General features: G+C 63.9%; 21 protein-coding genes. 17 read left to right on the top strand and 4 right to left on the bottom strand.

From position 1 onward, the window contains the following. Window positions 1–110: 110 nt before the first annotated feature. Window positions 111–842 (bottom strand): SDR family NAD(P)-dependent oxidoreductase, encoded by a 732-nt coding sequence (locus ACOVQ0_RS09990; RefSeq protein WP_421883705.1) that lies wholly within the window; start codon window positions 840–842, stop codon window positions 111–113. 125 nt (window positions 843–967) lie between these two features. On the opposite strand from ACOVQ0_RS09990, the gene ACOVQ0_RS09995 reads away from it, so the two are divergent. From ACOVQ0_RS09995 to ACOVQ0_RS10005, 3 genes are read left to right on the top strand one after another with little or no spacing between them, the layout of a single operon-like run. Then, complete coding sequence (locus ACOVQ0_RS09995) at window positions 968–2,179, top strand: toxic anion resistance protein (RefSeq protein ID WP_421883708.1); 1,212 nt, start codon at window positions 968–970, stop codon at window positions 2,177–2,179. Window positions 2,180–2,186: 7 nt separating this feature from the next. Further along, window positions 2,187–2,942: a hypothetical protein gene (locus tag ACOVQ0_RS10000; RefSeq protein WP_421883711.1), complete on the top strand. Its 756-nt coding sequence runs from the start codon at window positions 2,187–2,189 to the stop codon at window positions 2,940–2,942. Then, window positions 2,942–3,235 carry a polyhydroxyalkanoic acid system family protein gene (locus ACOVQ0_RS10005; RefSeq protein ID WP_421883714.1) on the top strand — a complete coding sequence of 98 codons (294 nt, stop codon included), beginning with the start codon at window positions 2,942–2,944 and terminating at the stop codon, window positions 3,233–3,235. The genes ACOVQ0_RS10000 and ACOVQ0_RS10005 overlap by 1 nt, the downstream gene beginning before the upstream one ends. Window positions 3,236–3,241: 6 nt before the next feature. Here ACOVQ0_RS10005 and ACOVQ0_RS10010 read toward each other — a convergent pair whose 3' ends face one another. Continuing rightward, window positions 3,242–3,706 carry a DUF2721 domain-containing protein gene (locus ACOVQ0_RS10010; protein ID WP_421883717.1) on the bottom strand — a complete coding sequence of 155 codons (465 nt, stop codon included), beginning with the start codon at window positions 3,704–3,706 and terminating at the stop codon, window positions 3,242–3,244. A 223-nt stretch (window positions 3,707–3,929) separates the two neighbouring features. Here ACOVQ0_RS10010 and ACOVQ0_RS10015 point away from each other — a divergent pair, with 223 nt between their 5' ends. The 14 genes from ACOVQ0_RS10015 (at window position 3,930) to ACOVQ0_RS10080 (ending at window position 20,027) form a co-directional block, all read left to right on the top strand. Next, window positions 3,930–4,682 (top strand): DUF4198 domain-containing protein, encoded by a 753-nt coding sequence (locus tag ACOVQ0_RS10015; protein ID WP_421883720.1) that lies wholly within the window; start codon window positions 3,930–3,932, stop codon window positions 4,680–4,682. Window positions 4,683–4,699: 17 nt separating this feature from the next. Further along, complete coding sequence (locus tag ACOVQ0_RS10020; protein WP_421883723.1) at window positions 4,700–5,074, top strand: hypothetical protein; 375 nt, start codon at window positions 4,700–4,702, stop codon at window positions 5,072–5,074. A gap of 24 nt (window positions 5,075–5,098) precedes the next feature. Beyond that, the gene (locus ACOVQ0_RS10025; protein WP_421883725.1) at window positions 5,099–6,310 is read left to right on the top strand and encodes a DUF1624 domain-containing protein; all 1,212 of its coding nucleotides are present in this window, start codon (window positions 5,099–5,101) and stop codon (window positions 6,308–6,310) included. Between the two features lie 303 nt (window positions 6,311–6,613). Then, the gene (locus ACOVQ0_RS10030) at window positions 6,614–8,776 is read left to right on the top strand and encodes a TonB-dependent siderophore receptor (protein WP_421883727.1); all 2,163 of its coding nucleotides are present in this window, start codon (window positions 6,614–6,616) and stop codon (window positions 8,774–8,776) included. A 291-nt stretch (window positions 8,777–9,067) separates the two neighbouring features. Beyond that, entirely contained in the window at window positions 9,068–9,997 is a 930-nt protein-coding gene (locus ACOVQ0_RS10035) for a 2-hydroxyacid dehydrogenase (RefSeq protein WP_421883730.1), read from the top strand. A 164-nt stretch (window positions 9,998–10,161) separates the two neighbouring features. Next, a complete protein-coding gene (locus tag ACOVQ0_RS10040) occupies window positions 10,162–10,836 on the top strand; it encodes a haloacid dehalogenase type II (RefSeq protein WP_421883733.1) in 675 nt (224 codons plus the stop codon). 3 nt (window positions 10,837–10,839) lie between these two features. Next, a complete protein-coding gene (locus tag ACOVQ0_RS10045; RefSeq protein ID WP_421883736.1) occupies window positions 10,840–12,123 on the top strand; it encodes an NAD(P)/FAD-dependent oxidoreductase in 1,284 nt (427 codons plus the stop codon). Between the two features lie 8 nt (window positions 12,124–12,131). Next, window positions 12,132–13,661, top strand: coding sequence for an ABC transporter substrate-binding protein (locus tag ACOVQ0_RS10050; RefSeq protein ID WP_421883813.1), 1,530 nt, complete (start codon window positions 12,132–12,134; stop codon window positions 13,659–13,661). Then, window positions 13,661–14,653, top strand: a complete 993-nt coding sequence (locus ACOVQ0_RS10055) for an ABC transporter permease (RefSeq protein WP_421883739.1) — start codon at window positions 13,661–13,663, stop codon at window positions 14,651–14,653. Before ACOVQ0_RS10050 ends, ACOVQ0_RS10055 begins: the two co-directional genes overlap by 1 nt. Further along, window positions 14,650–15,474 (top strand): ABC transporter permease, encoded by an 825-nt coding sequence (locus tag ACOVQ0_RS10060; protein ID WP_421883742.1) that lies wholly within the window; start codon window positions 14,650–14,652, stop codon window positions 15,472–15,474. The genes ACOVQ0_RS10055 and ACOVQ0_RS10060 overlap by 4 nt, the downstream gene beginning before the upstream one ends. Then, window positions 15,471–17,219 carry an ABC transporter ATP-binding protein gene (locus ACOVQ0_RS10065; RefSeq protein WP_421883745.1) on the top strand — a complete coding sequence of 583 codons (1,749 nt, stop codon included), beginning with the start codon at window positions 15,471–15,473 and terminating at the stop codon, window positions 17,217–17,219. The genes ACOVQ0_RS10060 and ACOVQ0_RS10065 overlap by 4 nt, the downstream gene beginning before the upstream one ends. Further along, window positions 17,216–17,524 carry a (2Fe-2S)-binding protein gene (locus ACOVQ0_RS10070; RefSeq protein ID WP_421883748.1) on the top strand — a complete coding sequence of 103 codons (309 nt, stop codon included), beginning with the start codon at window positions 17,216–17,218 and terminating at the stop codon, window positions 17,522–17,524. Before ACOVQ0_RS10065 ends, ACOVQ0_RS10070 begins: the two co-directional genes overlap by 4 nt. Continuing rightward, window positions 17,521–18,894 (top strand): FAD-dependent oxidoreductase, encoded by a 1,374-nt coding sequence (locus ACOVQ0_RS10075; protein WP_421883751.1) that lies wholly within the window; start codon window positions 17,521–17,523, stop codon window positions 18,892–18,894. Before ACOVQ0_RS10070 ends, ACOVQ0_RS10075 begins: the two co-directional genes overlap by 4 nt. After that, a complete protein-coding gene (locus tag ACOVQ0_RS10080; RefSeq protein WP_421883754.1) occupies window positions 18,891–20,027 on the top strand; it encodes an NAD(P)/FAD-dependent oxidoreductase in 1,137 nt (378 codons plus the stop codon). Before ACOVQ0_RS10075 ends, ACOVQ0_RS10080 begins: the two co-directional genes overlap by 4 nt. Window position 20,028: 1 nt before the next feature. Here the strand turns inward: ACOVQ0_RS10080 and ACOVQ0_RS10085 are convergent, their stop codons facing one another. Both ACOVQ0_RS10085 and ACOVQ0_RS10090 read right to left on the bottom strand, forming a co-directional pair. Beyond that, window positions 20,029–20,295 carry a Txe/YoeB family addiction module toxin gene (locus ACOVQ0_RS10085; protein WP_421883757.1) on the bottom strand — a complete coding sequence of 89 codons (267 nt, stop codon included), beginning with the start codon at window positions 20,293–20,295 and terminating at the stop codon, window positions 20,029–20,031. Continuing rightward, window positions 20,292–20,546 carry a type II toxin-antitoxin system Phd/YefM family antitoxin gene (locus ACOVQ0_RS10090; RefSeq protein ID WP_421883760.1) on the bottom strand — a complete coding sequence of 85 codons (255 nt, stop codon included), beginning with the start codon at window positions 20,544–20,546 and terminating at the stop codon, window positions 20,292–20,294. Before ACOVQ0_RS10090 ends, ACOVQ0_RS10085 begins: the two co-directional genes overlap by 4 nt. Window positions 20,547–20,585: the final 39 nt, after the last annotated feature.

Raw genomic sequence — 20,585 nt, forward strand, 5'->3', positions numbered from 1 at the left:
GATACGCGCTCTCGCCCGCGCGCCACGCACGGCGCCGCGCCGATCGCGCGACTTGTTTGCGATTTCCCAAGGCGAAAAGGTCCGCACTCGCCAGCGGATGTACACCCGCATCAGAACGGCAGTTCGCGACCATCCCACGCAAACAGTTTGCCACTGTCGGCAGCCGTCAGCCTCTCTATCACCTCCAGCAGATGTCGCGCGGCCCGTTCCGGCGTGAACAACGTGCTCTCTGGCACCCCACGCTGAAACGGCCGCGACAGGGCAGTGTCGACCGTGCCGGGATGAAGTGACACAGCAACCGCCGCTGGGTTCGTGCGCGCCAGCTCGATGGCAAAATTGCGCACCAGCATATTGAGCGCAGCCTTCGATGCGCGATAGCTGTGCCACCCGCCCAACCGGTTATCGGCAATCGAACCGACTTTTGCGGATATCGCCGCAAACACGGGCCTTCCACCTTTGCGTAACAGCGGCAGCACATGCTTTGCGATCAAGGCCGGACCTATCGCATTGATGGCAAACATCTCCGCCAGCCCCACAGCATCCAGCGCCCGCCACGATTTCTCCGGCCCGGTTCCATCCGCCCGCACCAGACGACCCGTAGCCACGATCACCAGATCGAGCGGCGCCCCGATCTGCGCGGTGGCCTGCGCAATCAAATCCTCGTCTGTCAGATCGAAACGATGGGGCACCACTTTGCCTGCTTGCGGCAGGATATTGCGCGCCAGTGCATGAACTTCGCGCACGTCGGCGCGCTGGGCAAGCTGGCTGACCAGCGCCGCGCCGATCCCGCCGCTCGCGCCAAACACCGCGCATCGCATTCCGTTTTCCATATGGTCGTTCATGGAAGCCGATGCGCCGTCCGTCGATATGGCACAAGGCCCGGCTGTGTTGCCGCTATAAGACAGCTTGCACGAGGGCGCACGACATACCATGTTGCCAATTGCCCCAATACGAAAGCTGGACTGAAATGGCCTCTACGTCGACCGAGACCACCACGATGACCCCGATCACGCTGACCCCGCCCGATCCGGTGCCGGTCGTCGCGCCCGCGCAGGCAGCGGGGCTGGTCCCGGTTTCGGACGAGAACCGCAGCAAGCTGGAAGCCAAGGTCGATGCTTTCGTGGCCGATCTGGTTTCGGTCGATGCGCAAAGCCCGGAATTCGGCAAGAAGGTCGATCAGCTCACCAACATGGGCCGCAAGGAAATTGCGGCAGCGGCAGGCATGTCGAACCGCTTTCTCGATCGTCCGGTCCGCGCGATGGACAAGGATACCGGCGTCGGCTCAGACCTTGCCGCGCTGCGCCGCACGGTTGAGGAACTCGATCCGGGCAAGCAGGGCAAGCTGTCGACCGGCCGCAAGTTTCTGGGCATCATTCCCTTCGGCAACAGCCTGAAGAAGTATTTCGATGGCTACACATCGGCGCAGGGCCACATCAAGGCGATCCTCGAACGGCTGGCATCGGGCAAGGACGAACTGTTGATGGACAATGCCGCCATCGATGTCGAACGGCAGAAGCTGTGGGAGGCGATGGGCAATCTGGAACAGATGATCCACATCTCCAAGACGCTCGACGCAAAACTGGAAGAAGCCGCCGCCGATCTCGATCACACCGATCCCGCCAAATCCAAGGCGATCCGCGAATCCGCGCTGTTCTACACCCGCCAGCGCACGCAGGATCTGCTCACACAAATGGCGGTCACGGTGCAGGGCTATCTCGCGCTCGATCTGGTGAAGAAGAACAACGTCGAACTGGTCAAGGGCGTGGACCGCGCGAGCACCACCACCGTCGCCGCGCTGCGCACGGCGGTCACGGTCGCGCAGGCGATGACCAACCAGCGGCTGGTGCTGCAGCAGATCACCGCGCTCAACACCACCACCGCCAACATGATCGATTCCACCGGGAAGCTGCTGCGCGAACAGACCGGCAAGATTCACGAAATGGCGGTGTCCAGCACGATCCCGCTGGAAACGCTGCAACGCGCCTTCCAGAACATCTACGACACGATGGACACCATCGACACCTTCAAGCTGAAAGCGCTGGATGCAATGAAGCAGACGGTCACCACGCTTTCGGGCGAGGTGGAGAAGTCGAAGGGCTACATCGCGCGGGCCGAAGGTGCAGCGCAGGCCAAGCTGGCGGGGCCTGACACTTCGCCACTGCTGACGCTGGAAGGCTGATCTGTCGATGGCCAATTCCCCGGCACACGAAAGCGACCGGATTCTGGCGCAGGCGGGCCAATCGCTTGCCAACAACCGCGCGGGCGGGCGGCGGAGCATCGGGCGGCGCTCCGCCGAAATGAAGCGCCAGCACATCGGCAAGAAGGCCGCGCGCATGGCGATGGCGGTGGGCGTGCTGATGGTGGCTGCGATGGCGGCGGGGCTGGTACTCGATGGCATCGGCTTCACCGGCGTGATGGTGCTCGGCCTGTCCATTGTCGCGGCGCTGTGGTTCTTCGCCACGTTCCCGAAGATGAAAGTGCCCGCGCTGTCTGCTCTCAATACCGGCGATGTGCGCACGATGGTCGGCCGCACCGAACTCTGGCTTGAGGCGCAGCGGCCCGCGCTGCCTGCGCCCGCCGTGCAACTGGTGGACCAGATCGGTGTTCAGCTTGATGGGCTGGGCTTGCAGCTTGAAGGCATCGACCCTGCCGAACCGGCGGTTGCCGAAGTGCGCAAGCTGGTGGGTGAACATCTGCCCGGCATGGTCGAAAGCTATCGCAAGATTCCGGCGCACTTGCGGCGCGAGGAGCGCGGCGGGCGGAACGCCGATCAGCAGCTTGCCGATGGCCTCGGCAAGATCAGCACCGAAATCGATACGATCACCCGCCAGCTTGCCTCGGGCGATCTTGATGCGCTTGCCGTGCGCGGACGCTTTCTGGACTATCGCTATGGCGAAGGTCTAGAGGCTTCTCCCCAGCTTGAAGCACCGAAGGCCCCCTGATGCGCATCGCCATTCCCCACTCGCTCGACCGCGAAGAAGCGCGCCGCCGCTTGCGCGAGAAGGCTGCGCAGGCTGCCGAAAAGGCCGATGGCATGGCCACGGTAACCACCAGCTTCACCGATGACGATCACATGGTGATGACCGTCAGCGCGATGGGCTACACCCTCGACTGCGGCGTGGAACTGGCGGACAAGGAACTGGTCGTCGAAGTTGACCTGCCCGCCAGCCTCGGCTTTGCCAAGCGCATGATCGAAGGCGTCATCCGCGAGAAGAGCGGCAAGCTGCTGACCTGAGCGGAATCAGATGTCCTTGCGTTCCAGTTCCAGCAGTTCCTGCGGCAGGCGCAGCGAACTGGCGGCGATGCGGGTTTCCAGCAGAAGATAGACGAGCGCCACCATCAACAGGGCGATGGCGACGAAGAAGGTTACGCCGGTGAGGTTGCGCAGTTCGAGGCCTGCCATCTCGCCAACGAACAGCGAACCCACGGTCACGCCGATGGCAAGGCCCGACAGCACCAATAGCAGCAGCGCCCGCCCGATCAGATGGATGCGCCGGTCGACGTAGCGCAGTTCGATCACGACCATATCATGGTCGCGCCCGATGGTTTCGGCGTGTTTGTTCTGCAACGTGCGGGACCGGTCGACAATGCGGCCAAGGCGCGTGGTCAGGATGTTCATGATGTTGCCGATGGCAACCAGCACGAAGACAGGGGCCAGCGCAAGCTGGATGGTCTGGGCGATCACGCCGGTATGTGCGGGGTTCATGTGGTGCCTCGACTAAACTGGTGCAAAGCTTTGCCACGCATCCGGCGCTGGCAGCAAGGTGGATACGTCTGCGGTTCGATTGTGCTTTGGGAAAGGTCAAAGCCGACGCAATCGTGCTGGCACGCCCGCATCTTCGACACGATACGCCGCCGCCGAGTCATAAGCTTGCCATATTGGACACAACCGGCCGGGAGAGGGCCGGGATGCCATCTGGAGGTGCAAGATGCGCAAGGTTTCCCGTTACGTTTCAGCCGGTGTCGCCGTGGCGACGATGATGGCTGCGCTGGCCAGCACGTCGGCCCAGGGCCACGCGATCTGGTTTGCCCAGCGCGCAAAGCAGCTTGCGCTGGTCTACGGCGTTGGTGCCGACGATCTGGATGCCGTGAAGCGGATGCCGCTGGTCAATTCCGTTACCGGCTTCGACGCTGACGGACAGCCGGTGGCAGCATCGCTTCGCGCGGCAGGTGCCATTCCCGTGGTAGACAGCGACGAGCCGCTGGCGGTGGTTGCAGCGGTGATGGACTATGGCGTGTGGGCGCGCGACAAGGCCGGTGAATGGCACAACAAGGGCCATGACGAGATCAGGGACGCCACTGTCAGCGAGCACAACTTCAAGTACGCGGTCCACATCGGGCAGATGCCGAAACAGCCCATTCCGCTGATTGCCGGACACAAGCTGCAGATATTGCCGGCAAGCCAGTCGATCCCGCAGGTTATGGGCAAGCCATTCAGGGTACGTGCTTTCTGGGATGGAAAGCCGATGGCGGGTGTCGATATTCGCAACGATTACGTGAACGATCCCGACCAGAAGCCCGTGAAAACTGACGCGCAGGGCTATGCCAGCATTCCGGTGCGCAATCAGGGTCTGAACGTGGTGCTGGGCGTCTACATCTCGCCGAGCGACAATCCGGCGAAGTACCGCCAGATGGAGCACAGTGCGACGCTGTCGTTCGTGCTGCCGCATGAACCTGAATGATCGGGAAGGGTGGGACAATGAAGACTGCACACATTATTCTGGCGCTTGCCCTGACCGCTACGGCCACGGCAGTGTTGGCGCACGGTTCGGACAAACCTCGCCACGGCGGGGTGACGCAGGTTTCGGGCGAAATGGTGATCGAACTGGTCCGCTCGGCCGATGGGCTTGATGTCTATGTGGTCGAGGAAGACCAACCGGTTCCTGCCGCGGGGCTTGACGGGCGTGTTACGGTGATTGCTGCCGGTGCCAAGCAGGTGACTCCGCTTGTTTCGGCTGAGGACAACCATCTGCGTGCGCCGGGCCTTGCCGTGTCGGGCGGGGGGAAAGTGATCGTGGCGCTGACGGTGAAAGCTACCGGGGCCAAGGCCTTTGGCACGTTCGACGTGCAATAAGGCTGCCGCACAGGGGAGGGACGAATGGCAAGTTTGGCATCATCGCAGCAGGACGTTTCAATGCCTGCCGCCAATCCTGCAAATCCGGCGGCGGTGCGCACGCGCCTGCTGGCGATCGACGCCTTGCGTGGGCTGGTCATGCTGTTCATGCTGGTGGATCACGTGCGCGAGACGTTTTTCCTGCATTTGCAGGTGAGCGATCCGGTCGATGCGAACACCACCGATCCGGGGCTGTTCTTCACGCGGCTGCTGTCCACGTTCTGCGCGCCGACGTTCGTGGCGCTCACCGGCCTTTCGGCATGGCTCTATGGCCAGTCGCACACCAAGAAAGAAGTCAGCGAGTTCCTGCTCAAGCGCGGGCTGTTCCTGATCTTTCTCGAACTCACCGTGATCTGTCTTGCCTGGCCGACGCAGACCTTCGAATTTCCACCCGCGCGGTTCTGGTTGCAGGTGATCTGGGCCATCGGCATTGCGATGGTTGCGCTTTCCGGGCTGATCTATCTGCCGCGCAAGGCGCAGTTCGGGCTGGGGCTGGCGATTGTTGCCCTGCACAACCTGCTCGACGGGATTGTGCTGTCGCCGCAGGATAGCGGCTATGCGATCTGGGCCGTGCTGCACCAGCGCACGGTGATCGATCTTGGGCTGGGGCTGACCGCCAAGACGACCTATCCGGTGCTGCCGTGGATTGGCGTGATCCTGCTGGGTTATGCCGCCGGGCCGTGGTTCGCCAAGGGTTCGGACCCGGCACTGCGTCTGAAGCGCCTGATCTGGCTGGGGCTGGGCATGATCGGCGCTTTCGTGGTGATCCGCTATCTCAACTTCTATGGCGACAAGCCCTGGTTCGTGGCCGAAACGCCGCTGCGCACGGTGATGAGCTTCCTCGCGCTCACCAAATACCCGCCGTCGCTGCTGTTCCTGCTGCCCACGGTCGGCACAGGGGTGCTGCTGCTGGCCCTGTTCGAGAAGTATCAGGACAGCGCCGCGCTGCCGCATCTGGCCTATCTCGGCGGGGCGCCGATGTTCTTCTATATCCTGCATCTTTATATGCTGAAGGGCATCTATCACGTTGCGCTGGCGCTTTATGGCCCGGTGAAGGGCACGGTCTTCGGCGTCGACAATCTTTCGACGGTTTGGATCTGGGTTTTCCTGCTGGTGGTGCCGCTCTATCTGCCGACGCGCTGGTTTGCCGGGGTGAAGCAGCGGCGCAAGGACATCTGGTGGCTTAAATATCTGTAGGTTTGGGGAATTGCTGAAACAGCGAAGGCCGGGATGAAAATCCCGGCCTTTTTGCGAGCGTTTTGCGACAAATCAGCGACGGCACAAAACGCCAGTGTCATCGACATTTCACAATAATAACCCGCCACGCCCCGCTGCTTCGACGCAAGATTCGTCTGCGGGGGCATAGGCTCGACACATAACGATAAACCGCAGGACGGCTCGAACCGCGATTTCGCTTGTTGCTGATGTAACATTGTTACATGCAGTGTGCGGGGTCGTACATACGCATCACAGACGAGGGGTGAAGTTGCGATGAAGAAAATGTCCGCAGTAAAGGCCGCGCTGTTTTTCGGCGTGGCGATGGGAGCGATGCCGCAGATGGCGCAGGCGCAGAGCGCCGCCGCAGATCAGGCTGAACCGGCTGAGGAAATGGTGGTGATCGGCCAGCGCCAGCAGTATCGCGGTGATGTGCCGTTGGCATCCATTCCGCAGAGCGTGCAGGTGATCGATGCCAAGACGCTGCAAAACCTGAACATTACCCGGCTGGATACCGCGCTTGATCTTTCGAGTGGCATTTCGCGCCAGAACAACTTTGGCGGCCTGTTCGATGGCTTTGCCATTCGCGGCTTTGCCGGTGACGAGAACTTTGCCGGTGGCGTGCTGGTCAACGGTTTCAACGGTGGCCGTGGTTATGGCGGCCCGCGCGATGCTTCGAACATCGAGAAGATCGAAGTGCTGAAAGGCCCGAATGGCGCAGTCTTCGGGCGTGGCGAACCGGGTGGCACGATCAGCATCATCACCAAGAAGGCCAAGGTGGGTGAAACCTTCGGCACCTTTGCGGTGCAGGGCGGAAGCTGGAACACCTATCGCGTCGAGGCGGACTACAACCTTTCGATCAGCGACACCGTGGCGATCCGCCTGAACGGCGCGGCGCAGGATGGCGACAGCTTCCGCGATACCGTGCGCCAGACGCTTTACACTGCCAACCCATCAATCGTGTTCACGCCGAGCAAGAACACCAGCATTTCCTATGAGCTGGAGTTCATGGACAACCGCGTGCCCTTTGATCGCGGCACGATTGCGGTGAACGGCCAACTTGGCGTTGTCGACCGCTCCACCTTCTTCGGCGAGCCGGGCGATGGCCGGATGCGCGTGCAGGTGCTGGGCCATCAGGTGCAGTTCCAGCAGAAGCTGGGCGGCGACTGGTATTTCCTTGCAGGGCTTGGCTATCGCGAAACGGAATTCGCGGGCCTTTCCAGCGAAGCGGAACTTGATCCCATCGGCACCAACCGCCGCCAGACGCTGGGCAAGCCGGGCAATTTCCTGGCCCGCCAGCGCCGTTCGCGCGATTACAGCACCGACAACATCGTGGTGCGCGGCGAAATCTCGGGCAAGTTCTACACCGGCGGAATTACCCATCACGTGCTGGTGGGTGCAGACTGGGACCGCTTCCGCATCGATCTGGTGCAGTTGCGCGGCCGCCCGGCGAACTACACCACCGGCGCGCCGGTGACGGCGGCGAACTATGCCGTCGATATCTTCAACCCGGTTTATGGTCAGACGCTCGCGCTGGGCGCGACACCGCTGACCAACACGTATGAAACGCAAAAGGCGTGGGGTGCCTATTTTCAGGACCAGATCGACCTGACGGAGCAGCTGAAGGTGCGCCTTGGTGGGCGGTACGACAATTACCGCCAGACCGTGCTCAACCGCAACACCAACGCCATGACCCGCATCCATATCGAGCAGTTCAGCCCGACCGGCGGGGTGCTGTATGAAGTGAACGATGATGTGTCGGTCTTTGCAGGGTACGGCGAAGGCTTCCGCCCGAACAGCGGCGTGGACGCGCTCAGCCGTCCGTTCCCTGCGGAAATGAGCAAGTCCTATGAAGTGGGTCTGCGTCTGGGCGAGCCAGGCGGCCCGCTGAGCGGTTCGATCGCAGCCTTCACGATGAAGAAGAACAATATCCTGACCTCCGATCCGAATCCTGCCAATGCCGGGTTCTCGATCGCAGGCGGGGCGGCCCGTTCGCGCGGGATCGAACTGGACTTCAATGCCAACCTGCCGGGTGACATCACCGTTATCGCGACATACGCCTTCCTTGATGCGGAATGGACGACGGCGGCAGGCGACAAGGACTTCGGCCTGACCATCAATCCCGGTGACCGGCTGATCAACATTCCCAAGCACGCCGCCAACCTGATCGTGAACAAGGGCTTCGTGATCGGCGATCAGCGCTTCAGCCTTGGCGCCGGGGTAAACTATGTCGGCAAGCGTCTGGGCGAAACGGGCACGGCGTTCGAACTGCCGGGCTATGTCATTGCGCGCCTGATGGCGACCTATGAGCCGACCGACAATGTGAAGTTGACGGCGGACGTGACCAACCTGTTCGACAAGGAATTCTACACCGCGTCCTATTCGCGGCTGTGGATCGCACCGGGTGCCCCGCGCGGGTTCAACGTGCGGGCAACGTTCTCGTTCTGAGGCTGTAATTGACGCGGGGGCAGGCGGGCGGTCGGCCTGCCTGCCCTTTCGTTTGGGGGCTATGTGGTTTGCAAACGGCTTGCTCTCCACTTTTTCTTCTTCGTCATCCTGAACTTGGTTCAGGATCCATCTTGCCGATCAGGTGGCCGTTTCGTGCTGAGAAATGGACCCCGGCCTTCGCCGGGGTGACGAAGAATGGGGCATCGGATGATGAGCCTGTTCGCAAACGTCGGCACTACCTTTCATCCGCACGCCGTTGACACAACGACACGCCCGAAGGACGCTTGATCGATGACTTTCCTCTATCATGGGCTTGAGGCGCGCGGCGCGATATGGGCTGACATTTTCGCGGCCCGCGTGCCGCAATTGCCGTTCCGCCGCTGGGGGCACGATGCGGTCGATCCGGCGGAAGTCCGCTGGCTGGCGGCGTGGAATGCGCCTGCCGATTTCATCGCGCAGTTCCCCAATCTGGAAGTGCTGTTCAGCGTGGGCGCGGGGATCGACCAGTTGCCGTTGGATGCGCTGCCGCCGCAGGTGCGCGTGGTGCGCATGGTGGAGCAGGGTATCATCACCGGCATGGCGGAATATGTGGCGATGGCCTGCCTCGCGCTGCACCGCGACCTGCCGTTTTTCATTTCCGAGCAGCGCGCAGGGCGCTGGACCTATCGCCACACCCGGCTTGGCGCCGAGACGCGCGTGGGTGTGATGGGACTGGGTGAACTGGGCAAGGCGGCGCTGGAAATGCTGAAGCCGCTGGGCTTCGCGCTGTCAGGATGGAGCCGCAGCGCGCACAACATTGATGGCGTGACATGCTTTGCCGGGGCCGATGGCTTCGATGCGTTTCTGGCGCAGGCGGACATCTTCGTGTGCCTGCTGCCGCTGACGGAAGAGACGCGCGGCATTCTGTGCCGTGAAACCTTTGAAAAGATGCCGCGCGGCAGTGCCGTGGTGAACGCGGGACGCGGCGGGCATCTGGTGGCGGACGATCTGATCGCAGCGCTCGATTCCGGGCAATTGCGTGCTGCTATGCTGGACGTAACCGTGCCCGAACCGTTGCCGGAGGGCCATCCTTTCTACGGCCATCCCGCGATTTTCCTGACGCCCCATGTTGCCGCCGAGACGCGCCATGCCACGGCGGGCGGGGTTCTGGCGGACAACGTGCTGCGCCTTCTGGCGGACGAGCCACTGCTGGGTGAGGTAGACCGCACGCGCGGTTATTGAAGGGCGGCACGACATGCCGTGAAGCACGCGCAAAAAGTGCGCGCGATGGTTCCCGGCAAGCGCGAACGGGTGCAAGTTCCGCCTTGGGAATGGTGCTATCACATCAGCAAAGGCCGCCGTCCGGCATCGTCCGGGGGCTTTAATACAGGGATCGATCGCCAGCCATGAGCACCGCCGTCTTCACCCCCCAGTTCATCAGCTTCGACTGCTATGGCACGCTGACCCGCTTCCGCATGACCGAGATGGCCACGGCGTTCTATGCCGACCGTCTGCCCGCCGAAGCGCTGCCGAAGTTCTGCAAGGACTGGGGCGCCTATCGCCTTGATGAAGTGCTGGGCGCGTGGAAGCCCTATCGCGATGTGATCGGCAATTCGCTTGAGCGCTGTTCGAAGAAGTGGGGCGTTGAGTTCCGCGCGGTTGATGCCGATGCGATCTATGAAGCGGTGCCGACCTGGGGGCCGCATGGCGATGTGGCCGGCGGGCTTTCGAAGATCTGCGACAAGATCCCGCTGGTGATCCTGTCGAACGCAATGAACAGCCAGATCATGTCGAACGTGGGAATGCTGGGCGCGACGTTCCACAAGGTTTGCACGGCGGAAAGCGCGCAGGCCTACAAGCCGCGAATGCAGGCGTTCGAATATATGTTCGAACAGCTTGGCATGGGACCGGAAGTGGGGATGCACGTTTCGTCGAGCTTCCGGTATGACCAGAATACCGCGACCGATCTGGGATTCGGCTGCCGCGTGTTCGTGGGCCGGGGGCACGAACCTTCGAATGCCAACTACCGCGACGTGGAAATCCCGCACATCGGTGCGCTGCCTGCCGTGGTCGGCCTCTGATCGATGCAGCCGCAGTCGCTCTCCTACTGGCAATCCAGCACGCCACCCTTTGCCGGGGGTGAGCAGGGCCGTGCCGAGGGTGACTGCGACGTTGCCGTGATCGGCGGCGGCTTTACCGGCACCTCTGCCACGCTGGAACTGGCGCGTGGCGGGGCCAGCGTCATGCTGTTTGAAGCGGGGCGGATTGCGGGCGCGGCATCGGGGCGCAATGGCGGGCAGTGCAATGCCGGAACCGCGCACGATTTTGGCGCGCTGGCTTCGGCCCACGGGGTTGATCTGGCGCGCAAGTGGTATCTTGCCCATGTCGATGCGGTGGAAACGGTCGGTCGCATCGCGGCGCGCGAAGGGATCGATTGCGATTTTACCCGCTGCGGGCGCGCCAAGCTGGCGGCAAAGCCCGAACACTTCCCCAAGCTGGAAGCCGCCCACGCACTGCTGCTGAAGGAAGTGGACCCCAACGTCCTGCTGATCGGTCCCGGTGACCTTGCGACCGAGATCAAGGCCCAAGGGTTCCACGGCGCGCTGGTGCAGACGACGAGCGCGCAACTGCATCCGGGCAAGCTGGGCGTCGGCCTTGGTGAAGCGGCAGTGCGGGCGGGCGTGCGCATCTGGGAAAACGCGCCGGTCGAAGGGCTGGAGCGCGCAGGCGCTGGCTGGAAGCTGACCACGCCGCGCGGCGCGGTTCGTGCCAAGCAGGTGCTGGTCGCCACGGGCGGAAACAGCCCCTATGCCCCGTTCGGCTGGTTCCGTCGCCGTATCGTGACGGTGGGCAGCTTCGTGATCGCCACCGACCCGCTGCCTGCCGATCTGGCCGCGCATCTGTTCCCCACGCGGCGCAATTATGTGACGAGCCGGATCATCGGCAATTATTTCCGCCTGACCGCCGACAACCGCCTGATCTTTGGCGGGCGGGCGCGGTTTGCGCTGTCTAACCCGACATCGGATGCCAAGTCTGGCCGCATCCTTGAAGCGAAGCTGCGCGCGATGTTTCCCGAACTGGCAGGCATCGGCGTGGCCGCGTGCTGGGGCGGCGCGATTGACCTGACGGCAGACCGCCTGCCGCGCGCGGGCGAGCATGACGGGCTGTTCTATGCGATGGGATACAGCGGCCACGGCGTGCAGATGGCCACCGCGATGGGTGAGCGCATGGCCCGCGTGATGGGCGGCGATGCGGCGGCCAATCCCTTTGCCGACCTTTCGTGGTCAGCCATTCCAGGCCATCTTGGCAAGCCGTGGTTCCTGCCGATGGTGGGGGCGTGGTATCGCCTGCAGGACTGGCTGCATTGAGCGCGCCGCTGAACCTCAGCCGTCGCGGCCTGATTGGCGCAGGCTTGGCCGGAGCGGGCGCGCTGGCGCTGCCCGGTCTTGTCGGACCGGCGCGGGCACTGCCGAGGCAGGGCGGTTCGATCCGCGTGGCGATGCAATCGTCGTCCACCGCAGACACGCTCGATCCTGCCAAGGGCGCGATGGCGACCGACTATGTGCGGCACTTCTGCCTCTACAGCGGGCTGACGCGGATGGAGGCGGACCTGCGCCCGCGTCCGTTTCTGGCCGAAAGCATCGAAACGGCAGACCGGATCACATGGCACATTGCCCTGCGGCGCGGAGTGCGTTTTGCCGATGGCGGTGAGCTGACCAGCGCCGATGTCGTCCATTCGCTGCGTCGGCACCTTGACCCGAAGCTGGGGTCCAAGGTCGCCTCGGTCGCCAGGCAGTTTGCCGATGTGCGTGCCGACGGGCGGCATGGCGTGATCATCACGCTGACTGGGGCCAACGCCGATCTTCCGGCCATCCTTTCGCAATCGCACTTCCTGATCGTGCGCGCGGGCGAGGCCAAGCCCAGCGGCAACGGCACCGGGCCGTTCCGCCTTGCCGATTTTCGCCCCGGCGTGCGCACCGTGGTGACGCGCAACGCGGAATACTGGCGCAATGGCGAGCCTTATCTCGACCGGATCGAAATCATTGCCATTCCTGACGAAATCAGCCGGGTGAACGCCCTGCTGGCGGGCGATGTGCAACTGATCATCGCCGTGCAGCCGCTGTCTACGCGGCGGATCGAACGGTCATCATCGCACGGCATCCTGACCACGCCTTCGCCGCTCTATACCGATCTGATCATGCGGCAGACCCAGTTGCCCACCGGCAATCCCGATTTCGTGGCGGCGGTAAAGCATCTGATCGACCGCCCGCTGATCAAGCGCGCGTTGTTCCGGGGCTATGCCACCATCGGCAACGATCAGCCGATCCCGCCGTTTCATCCCTATTACAACCCCGCCGTGCCGCAGACCGTGCTCGATCTCGACCGGGCGAAGTGGCACATCGCGCGCTCTGGCCTCAAAGGCGTGCGCCTGCCGATCTACTGTTCGCCCACGGCGGCAGGGTCGGTCGATATGGCTTCGGTCCTGCAGGAATACGGGGCGCAGGTGGGGCTGGACTTCGCGGTCAACCGGATGCCCGCCGATGGATATTGGTCCACGCACTGGATGAAGCACGCGATGAGCTTCGGCAACACCAATCCCCGCCCCACAGCGGACCTGGTGTTCAGCCAGTTCTTCCGGTCGGATGCGGAATGGAACGAAAGCGGGTGGAAGAACGCCCGCTTCGACGAACTGCTGACGCTGGCCCGCGCCGAAGCTGACGAGGCAAGGCGCAAGGAACTCTATGGCGAGATGCAGCAACTGGTGCACGACCATTGCGGCGTGGCGATCCCGGTGTTCATCCACATGCTGGACGGACACGACCGGCGGCTGAAGGGGATGGCTGCGATCCCGCTGGGCGGGCTGATGGGCTATCGCTTTGCCGAATATGCCTGGTGGGACGCCTGATGGCTGGCTCGGCTGCCTCTTCGGCCCCCCGCTCTGCGCTGTCCGGTGTGCTGCCGCTGCTGGCCAAGCGTATCGGTTCGGCGCTGATCACGCTGTTGCTGGTTTCGGTAGTGGTGTTCACGATATCGGGCCTGCTGCCGGGCGATGCCGCGCAGGAAACGCTGGGGCAAAGCGCCACGCCCGAACAGGTGGCCGCGCTTCGGCACGAGATGGGCCTCGATCGGCCTGCGCTGACGCGATACGCCTCGTGGCTCGGCGGGATGCTGCAGGGTGATCCGGGGCAGTCGCTGGTGGCGAACATGCCCGTGCGCGACGTGATTGCCGAACGCCTGCCCAACTCGCTGATGCTGGCAGGCTTTACCGCACTCGTCTCGGTCCCGCTGGCGCTGGCCATTGGCATTGCATCGGCCATCAATCGCGGTGGCCGTCTGGATCGCACACTGAACGTGCTGACGCTTTCTGCCGTGGCGGTTCCTGAATTTCTGGTGGCGACGCTGGGCGTGCTGGTATTTTCGGTCAAGCTGTTGTGGCTACCGTCCATAGCGCTGGTGAGCGAGGAAGCGAGCCTGTGGGACACGATGCGGTCCTGCGCGCTGCCGGTGCTTTCGCTGGCTGTGGTTGTGGTGGCGCAGATGGCGCGGATGACGCGCGCAGCGGTCGCTGACCAGCTTGATCGCCCCTATGTGGAAATGGCGCGGTTGAAGGGCGTGCCGTTCCGCCGCGTGGTGATGGCGCATGTCATGCCCAACGCGATCGGCCCGATCGTCAACGCGGTGGCGCTGTCTTTGTCCTATCTGCTGGGCGGGGCGATCATCGTGGAGACGATCTTCAATTTCCCCGGTCTTGCCAGCCTGATGGTCAACGCGGTGACAAGCCGTGATATGCCGCTGCTGCAGGCCTGCGCGATGATCTTCTGCGCGATCTATCTGGCACTGGTGCTGCTGGCCGATGTCGTGGCGATCCTCGCCAATCCAAGGCTGCGCGCGCAATGAGCCGGTTTTCCGCCTTCGCCAAGGGACTGCCGCTTTCGGGCCGCATCGGGCTGGGTCTGGTGCTGTTCTGGCTGGCCACCGCGCTGATCGGGCCGCTGCTGGCGCCGCATCCGGTGGGGGCCTTTGTCGATTACGACGTGTTCTCCGGCTTTTCGGCCAGCTTTCCGCTGGGCAGCGATTACCTTGGCCGCGATGTGTTGAGCCGCCTGTTATGGGGCGCGCGCTATACCGTGTTCCTCGGTGCAGGCGCGGCGCTGCTGGCCTGCGCCATCGGCACGTCGCTGGCGCTGATGGCGGCGGTGCGCGGGGGCTGGGTGGATGAAGTGCTGTCGCGGGCGATGGATACGCTGATCTCCATCCCGTCCAAGATTTTTGCGCTGGTCATGGTCGCAGCCTTCGGGTCTTCGCTTGGGCTGCTGCTGACGATCACGGCGATCACCTATGTTCCCGGCAACTTCCGTATTGCCCGCGCGCTGGCGGTGAACGTCGTCTCGCTGGATTTCGTCACTGTGGCGCGGGCGCGGGGCGAAGGGGGCCTGCACGTTGCCCTGCGCGAAGTGCTGCCCAACATGATCCATCCGCTGCTGGCCGATTTCGGGTTGCGCTTCGTGTTCATCGTGCTGCTGCTGTCCGGCCTGTCGTTCCTGGGCCTTGGTGTGCAGCCGCCCCACGCGGACCTTGGTTCGCTGGTGCGCGAGAATATCTCCGGGCTGACAGATGGCGCGCCCGCAATCGTCGTGCCCGCGATTGCCATCGCCACGCTGACGGTGGGCGCGAACCTGCTGATCGATGCGCTCAAACCTTCGGAGAAGCGGGGATGAGCGCACACGTTTCGGTCAAGGATCTGTGCATCACGGCGGGCGGCAAAGCCATTGTCGAAGGCGTTTCATTCGAGATCGCGCGCGGGCAGGTGCTTGCGCTGATCGGGGAATCCGGTTCGGGCAAGACCACCATCGCGCTGGCGCTGATGGGCCATTCGCGCTTTGGCGCGACGATCACCGGCGAGGTGCGGCTGGGCGATACGCGCGTCGATCAGCTTGACGAGGCGGGGCTTCAGGCCTTGCGCGGACGGCGCGTGGCCTATGTGGCGCAAAGCGCGGCTTCGGCCTTCAACCCTTCGCGCACGATCATGGCGCAAGTGACCGAACCGTTGCTGGTCCACGGCCTTGCCACGAAAGCGGAAGCCGAGGCGCGGGCGGTGGACCTGTTCCGCGCGCTGGCATTGCCGTTTGCCGACACCATCGGCGCGCGCTATCCGCACCAGCTTTCGGGCGGGCAGTTGCAGCGGCTGATGGCGGCGATGGCGCTGATCACGCGGCCCGAACTGGTGATCCTTGACGAGCCGACCACCGCGCTGGACGTGACCACGCAGGTCGACGTGTTGAAAGCCTTCAAAGCGGCGATCAGCGCGGTGGGGGCAACGGCGATCTATGTCAGCCACGATCTGGCCGTGGTGGCGCAGATGGCGGACCGCATTCTCGTGCTCAATCAGGGCCGCACGCGCGAACAGGGCGCGGCAGAACAGATCCTCCATGCGCCTGCAGACGATTATACCCGCACGCTGATGGCGGCGGCCCGGCCCCATGCGCGCACCGCGCCAGCTCTGGCGGACCAGACGCCCCTGCTCAGGGTCGAAGGCGTTCATGCGGCTTATGGCAAAGTGCCGGTGCTGCGCGACATTTCGCTGACCCTTGCCAAGGGCGCGACGCTGGGTGTGATCGGGGAAAGCGGATCGGGCAAGTCCACGCTGGCGCGCGTGATCGCCGGGCTGCTGCCGCGCAGTGCGGGATCGGTCAGCCTTGATGGTGATGAATTGCCCAAGGGGCTGGAAGGCCGCAGCCGCGAACAGTTCCGCCGCGTGCAACTGGTGTTCCAGAACGCCGATACTGCGCTGAACCCGGTGCATACCGTGGGGCAGACGCTGGCCCGCCCGCTGGCGTTCTACCACGGGCTGAAAGGGGCGGAGGCGCAGGCCGAAGTCGCCCGCCTGCTCGATCTGATCCGCCTTCCCGCCAGCGTGGCGGACCGCAACGTGCGCCAGCTTTCGGGCGGGCAGAAGCAGCGCGTGAACCTTGCCCGCGCACTGGCCGCCCGGCCCGATGTGCTGCTGTGCGATGAAGTGACATCGGCGCTCGATACGGTGGTGGGCGCGGCGATCCTTGAACTGATCGACGAATTGCGCCGCGATCTGGGCATCGCCACGGTGTTCATCAGCCACGACATTTCCACCGTGCGCAGCTTTTGCGATTCTGTGCTGGTGCTTTATGGCGGGACGGCGGTGGAACAGGCCGATGCGGCGGCTTTTGCGCGCGGGGTTCACCACCCTTATACCGACCTGCTGATGGCATCGGTGCCCGAAATGCGGGCCGGGTGGCTGGAGCAGGCCGTGACGCGCGCAGGTGTGTTGCCGGGGCAGGCGGGCGATGACTTGTGCCGCTTCCTAGCGCGCTGCCCGGTGGCTGTAGGAGGCCGCTGCAATGCCGAAGCGCCGCCTGTCAGGACGGCAGACGGCCTTGCCGTGCTGTGCCATCACGAATTGCATGACTTGAGGGAATTGACCGCATGACCGGCCGCTTCCGCCGCCTTGACGAGACTGACCGCGCGCCGGTGCGGCTGACCGTTGATGGCAACGCCATTACCGCGCTTAGCGGCGATACGCTGATGGTGGCCATGCTGGCCAATGGCCTTGCCCTGCGCAGCGCGGAGTTCGGGCCGGAACGGCGGGCGGGCTTTTGCCTGATGGGCGCGTGTCAGGATTGCTGGGTGCGCGATGCCGATGGCAATGCCTTCCGCGCCTGTTCGACCGAGGTGACAGAAGGCCTTGCGATATCCACGCAGCCGCTGACGGCAGACTGGGCGGTGGCACCATGAGCGGACAGGTGGTGATCGTGGGCGCAGGGCCTGCGGGCGTGCGCGCGGCGCAGGCGATGGTCGAAGCGGGCCTTCGTCCGGTGGTGATCGACGAGGGCCGCAGGGCAGGCGGGCAAATCTATCGCCGTCAGCCAGACCATTTCAAACGCAGCCATGATACGCTCTATGGCACCGAGGCGCACCGCGCGGCGGTCATCCATGCGACCTTCGATGCGCTGCTGCCGCAGATCGACTATCGCCCCGAAACGCTGGTGTGGAACGTGGCGGAAGGCCATGTGTGGGCGGCTCGCGCGGGGGAGACGGAGGCGATCCCCTATGACCGCCTGATCGTGTGTTCGGGCGCGACCGACCGGCTGGCTCCGGTGCCCGGCTGGCAACTGGCGGGGTGCTATTCGCTGGGCGGATCGCAGGTGGCCTTGAAGGCGCAGGCCTGCAGCATTGGCGGGGCGGTGGTGTTCATGGGCACCGGACCGCTGCTCTATCTCGTGGCGTCGCAATATGTGAAGGCCGGGGCGAACGTGGTGGCGGTGCTCGATACCTCGCCCTTTTTGGGCCGGGTGAAGGCGCTGCCCAAACTGGCGGAGCAGCCCGACCTGTTGTGGCAGGGCATGAAGCTGACACTGGCGCTGAAGCGCGCAGGCGTGGCCGTGCTTTCGGGCGTGACTCCCGCCGAGATCACCGGCGATCCTGAAAGCGGCGTATCGGGCGTGACCATCCGCACCACATCGGGCGTTCTGCGGCATTTCGAATGCGATGCGGTGGCGATGGGCTGGCACTTGCGGCCCGAAACGCAGATTGCGGACCTTGCCCGTGCCAGCTTTGCCTTTGACGCGCAGACCCGCCAGTGGCTGCCAGAAATCGATGCCGATGGCCGCGCGCATGTGCCGGGGCTGTACCTTGCGGGCGATGGCGCGAAGATCCTTGGCGCGCGTTCTGCCGAAGTGACTGGCGAACTGGCTGCGCTTGCCGCGCTGGCCGACATGGGACACGCGGTGGACAAGGATCGCTGCCGCCATCTGCGCAGCGAGCGCGCCCGCTATGTGCGTTTTGCACAAGGGCTGGCTCAGGCGTTTCCCTGGCCGCACCAGTTCGTTGCCGATACGGCGGACAGCACCGTCGTCTGCCGTTGCGAAGGGGTGACCGCTGCCACTTTGCGCGCCAGTGTGAGCGAGGCTTATGCCAGCGAAACCAACCGTGCCAAGGCGTTCAGCCGTGTGGGCATGGGGCGCTGCCAGGGGCGGTATTGCGGCAATGCCTCGGCTGAAATCGTGTCGGCGTTGCGGGGTGAGCCGGTAGAATGCGCCGGGCGCTTACGCGGGCAGGCTCCGGTGAAACCGATCCCGGTTGCCACGACGAGGACTGACGTATGAGCGCCGCTGAAAGCACCGCAGACGTAGCGATCATCGGTGGCGGGCTGATGGGCTGCTCCGCCGCGTTCTTCCTTGCCCAGCGCGGGCTGTCGGTGATCCTGCTGGAAACCGACAAGGTGGGGCGGCAGGCGAGCGGCACCAATTTCGGCAATGTGCGTCGTCAGGGGCGCCCGATCAGCCAGTTGCCGCTGGCAAACCGCGCAAGCCGCATCTGGCGCAATGCCAACGAATTGCTCGGCGCGGACGTGGAATATCTGCAGAACGGCCACATCCGCGTCTGCTTCCGCGACCGGCCCGAAAACGTCGGCAAGATGGAGGAATACGCGGCGCAGGCGCGCGAAGAAGGTCTCGATCTGGAATTGCTTTCGGGCAACGTGCTGCGCGAACGGTTCCCGTGGTTGGGGGCCGATGTGCTGGCCGGATCGCATTCCGCGCTGGATGGCCACGCCAACCCGCGCCTTGCTGCACCCGCCTTTGCCCGCGCGGCGATGAAGCTGGGGGCGCAGGTGGTGGAAGATACGAAGATCGTCCACGCCGCCAGGATCGGCGAAGACTTCGTGCTGGAAGCCGAAGATGGCCGCCGCTTCCGCGCGCCGACGCTGCTGGTGGCGGCGGGCGCATGGGCGGGCAGGATCGTCAGCCAGTTCGGCGAGCCGGTGAAGCTGACCCCCCGCGCGCCGACGATGAGCGTGACCGAACCGGTGCCCTATGCCATCCTGCCCGCCGTGGGCGTGATGACGCCGGACGAAGTGGAAACCGTCTATTTCCGGCAGGTTGCGCGCGGCAATATCGTGCTGGGCGGCTCCACCCGCGCGCCGTCCTACCCTGACGAATACCGCGCCTATGTGATGCCGCAGAACACGATGACGCAGTTCCAGCACTTGCGCCGCCTTGCGCCTGCACTGGCAAAGCTGCAGGTGATCCGCGTGTGGTCGGGCATCGAGGGGTATACGGACGACAGCCTGCCGGTGATGGGGCCAAGCGGCACCGTGCCCGGCCTATTCTACGCTTTCGGCTTTTCCGGCTCGGGCTTCCAGATCGGCCCCGGCGTGGGCGAGACGATGGCCGAACTGATTGCCACCGGTCACACCGACATCCCGATTGAGGGCTATTCGATCCGGCGGTTTGCGTAATTCAGTAGTGGAACCGGCACTGCGCGATTTCTAACTGCTGATCGGGTGGACTGCCGGATAAGCGATAGACCAGCCTGTCTTCCAGCGTGATCCGGCGGGACCACCAGCCCTTGAGATCGCCTTTCAGCGGTTCCGGCTTGCCCGTGCCCTTGAACGGCGTGCGCTGACATTCCTTGATCAGATCGTTCACGCGCTGCAACACGTTGGGCGCGGTGGCTTGCCAGTGCAGGTAATCTTCCCAGGCGGCATCTGCAAAGACCAGCTTCACGGCTGGATCAGTTCGCGCGCCTGACCCTTTGCAGCATCGAGTTGACTGATGGCGGATTTGAGCCGGGCTGCATTGTTCGTGGACGAAAGCAGGTGCATCGTTTCTTCGATCGCGTTCCAGTCCGCCAGCGAGATCATCACAACGGATTCCGCCTTTTGCCGGGAGATGACGACGGGCGCGCGGTCTTCCACCACGCGGTCCATCACTTCCTTCAGATGGGCGCGGGTATCGGAATAGCTGATCACGTCCACGACAAGTCTCCTTGGTGGACCATATGTACCAAAATTTGT

Origin of the sequence: Novosphingobium sp., from assembly GCF_049240505.1 — a bacterium.
Classification (GTDB): Bacteria; Pseudomonadota; Alphaproteobacteria; order Sphingomonadales; family Sphingomonadaceae; genus Novosphingobium.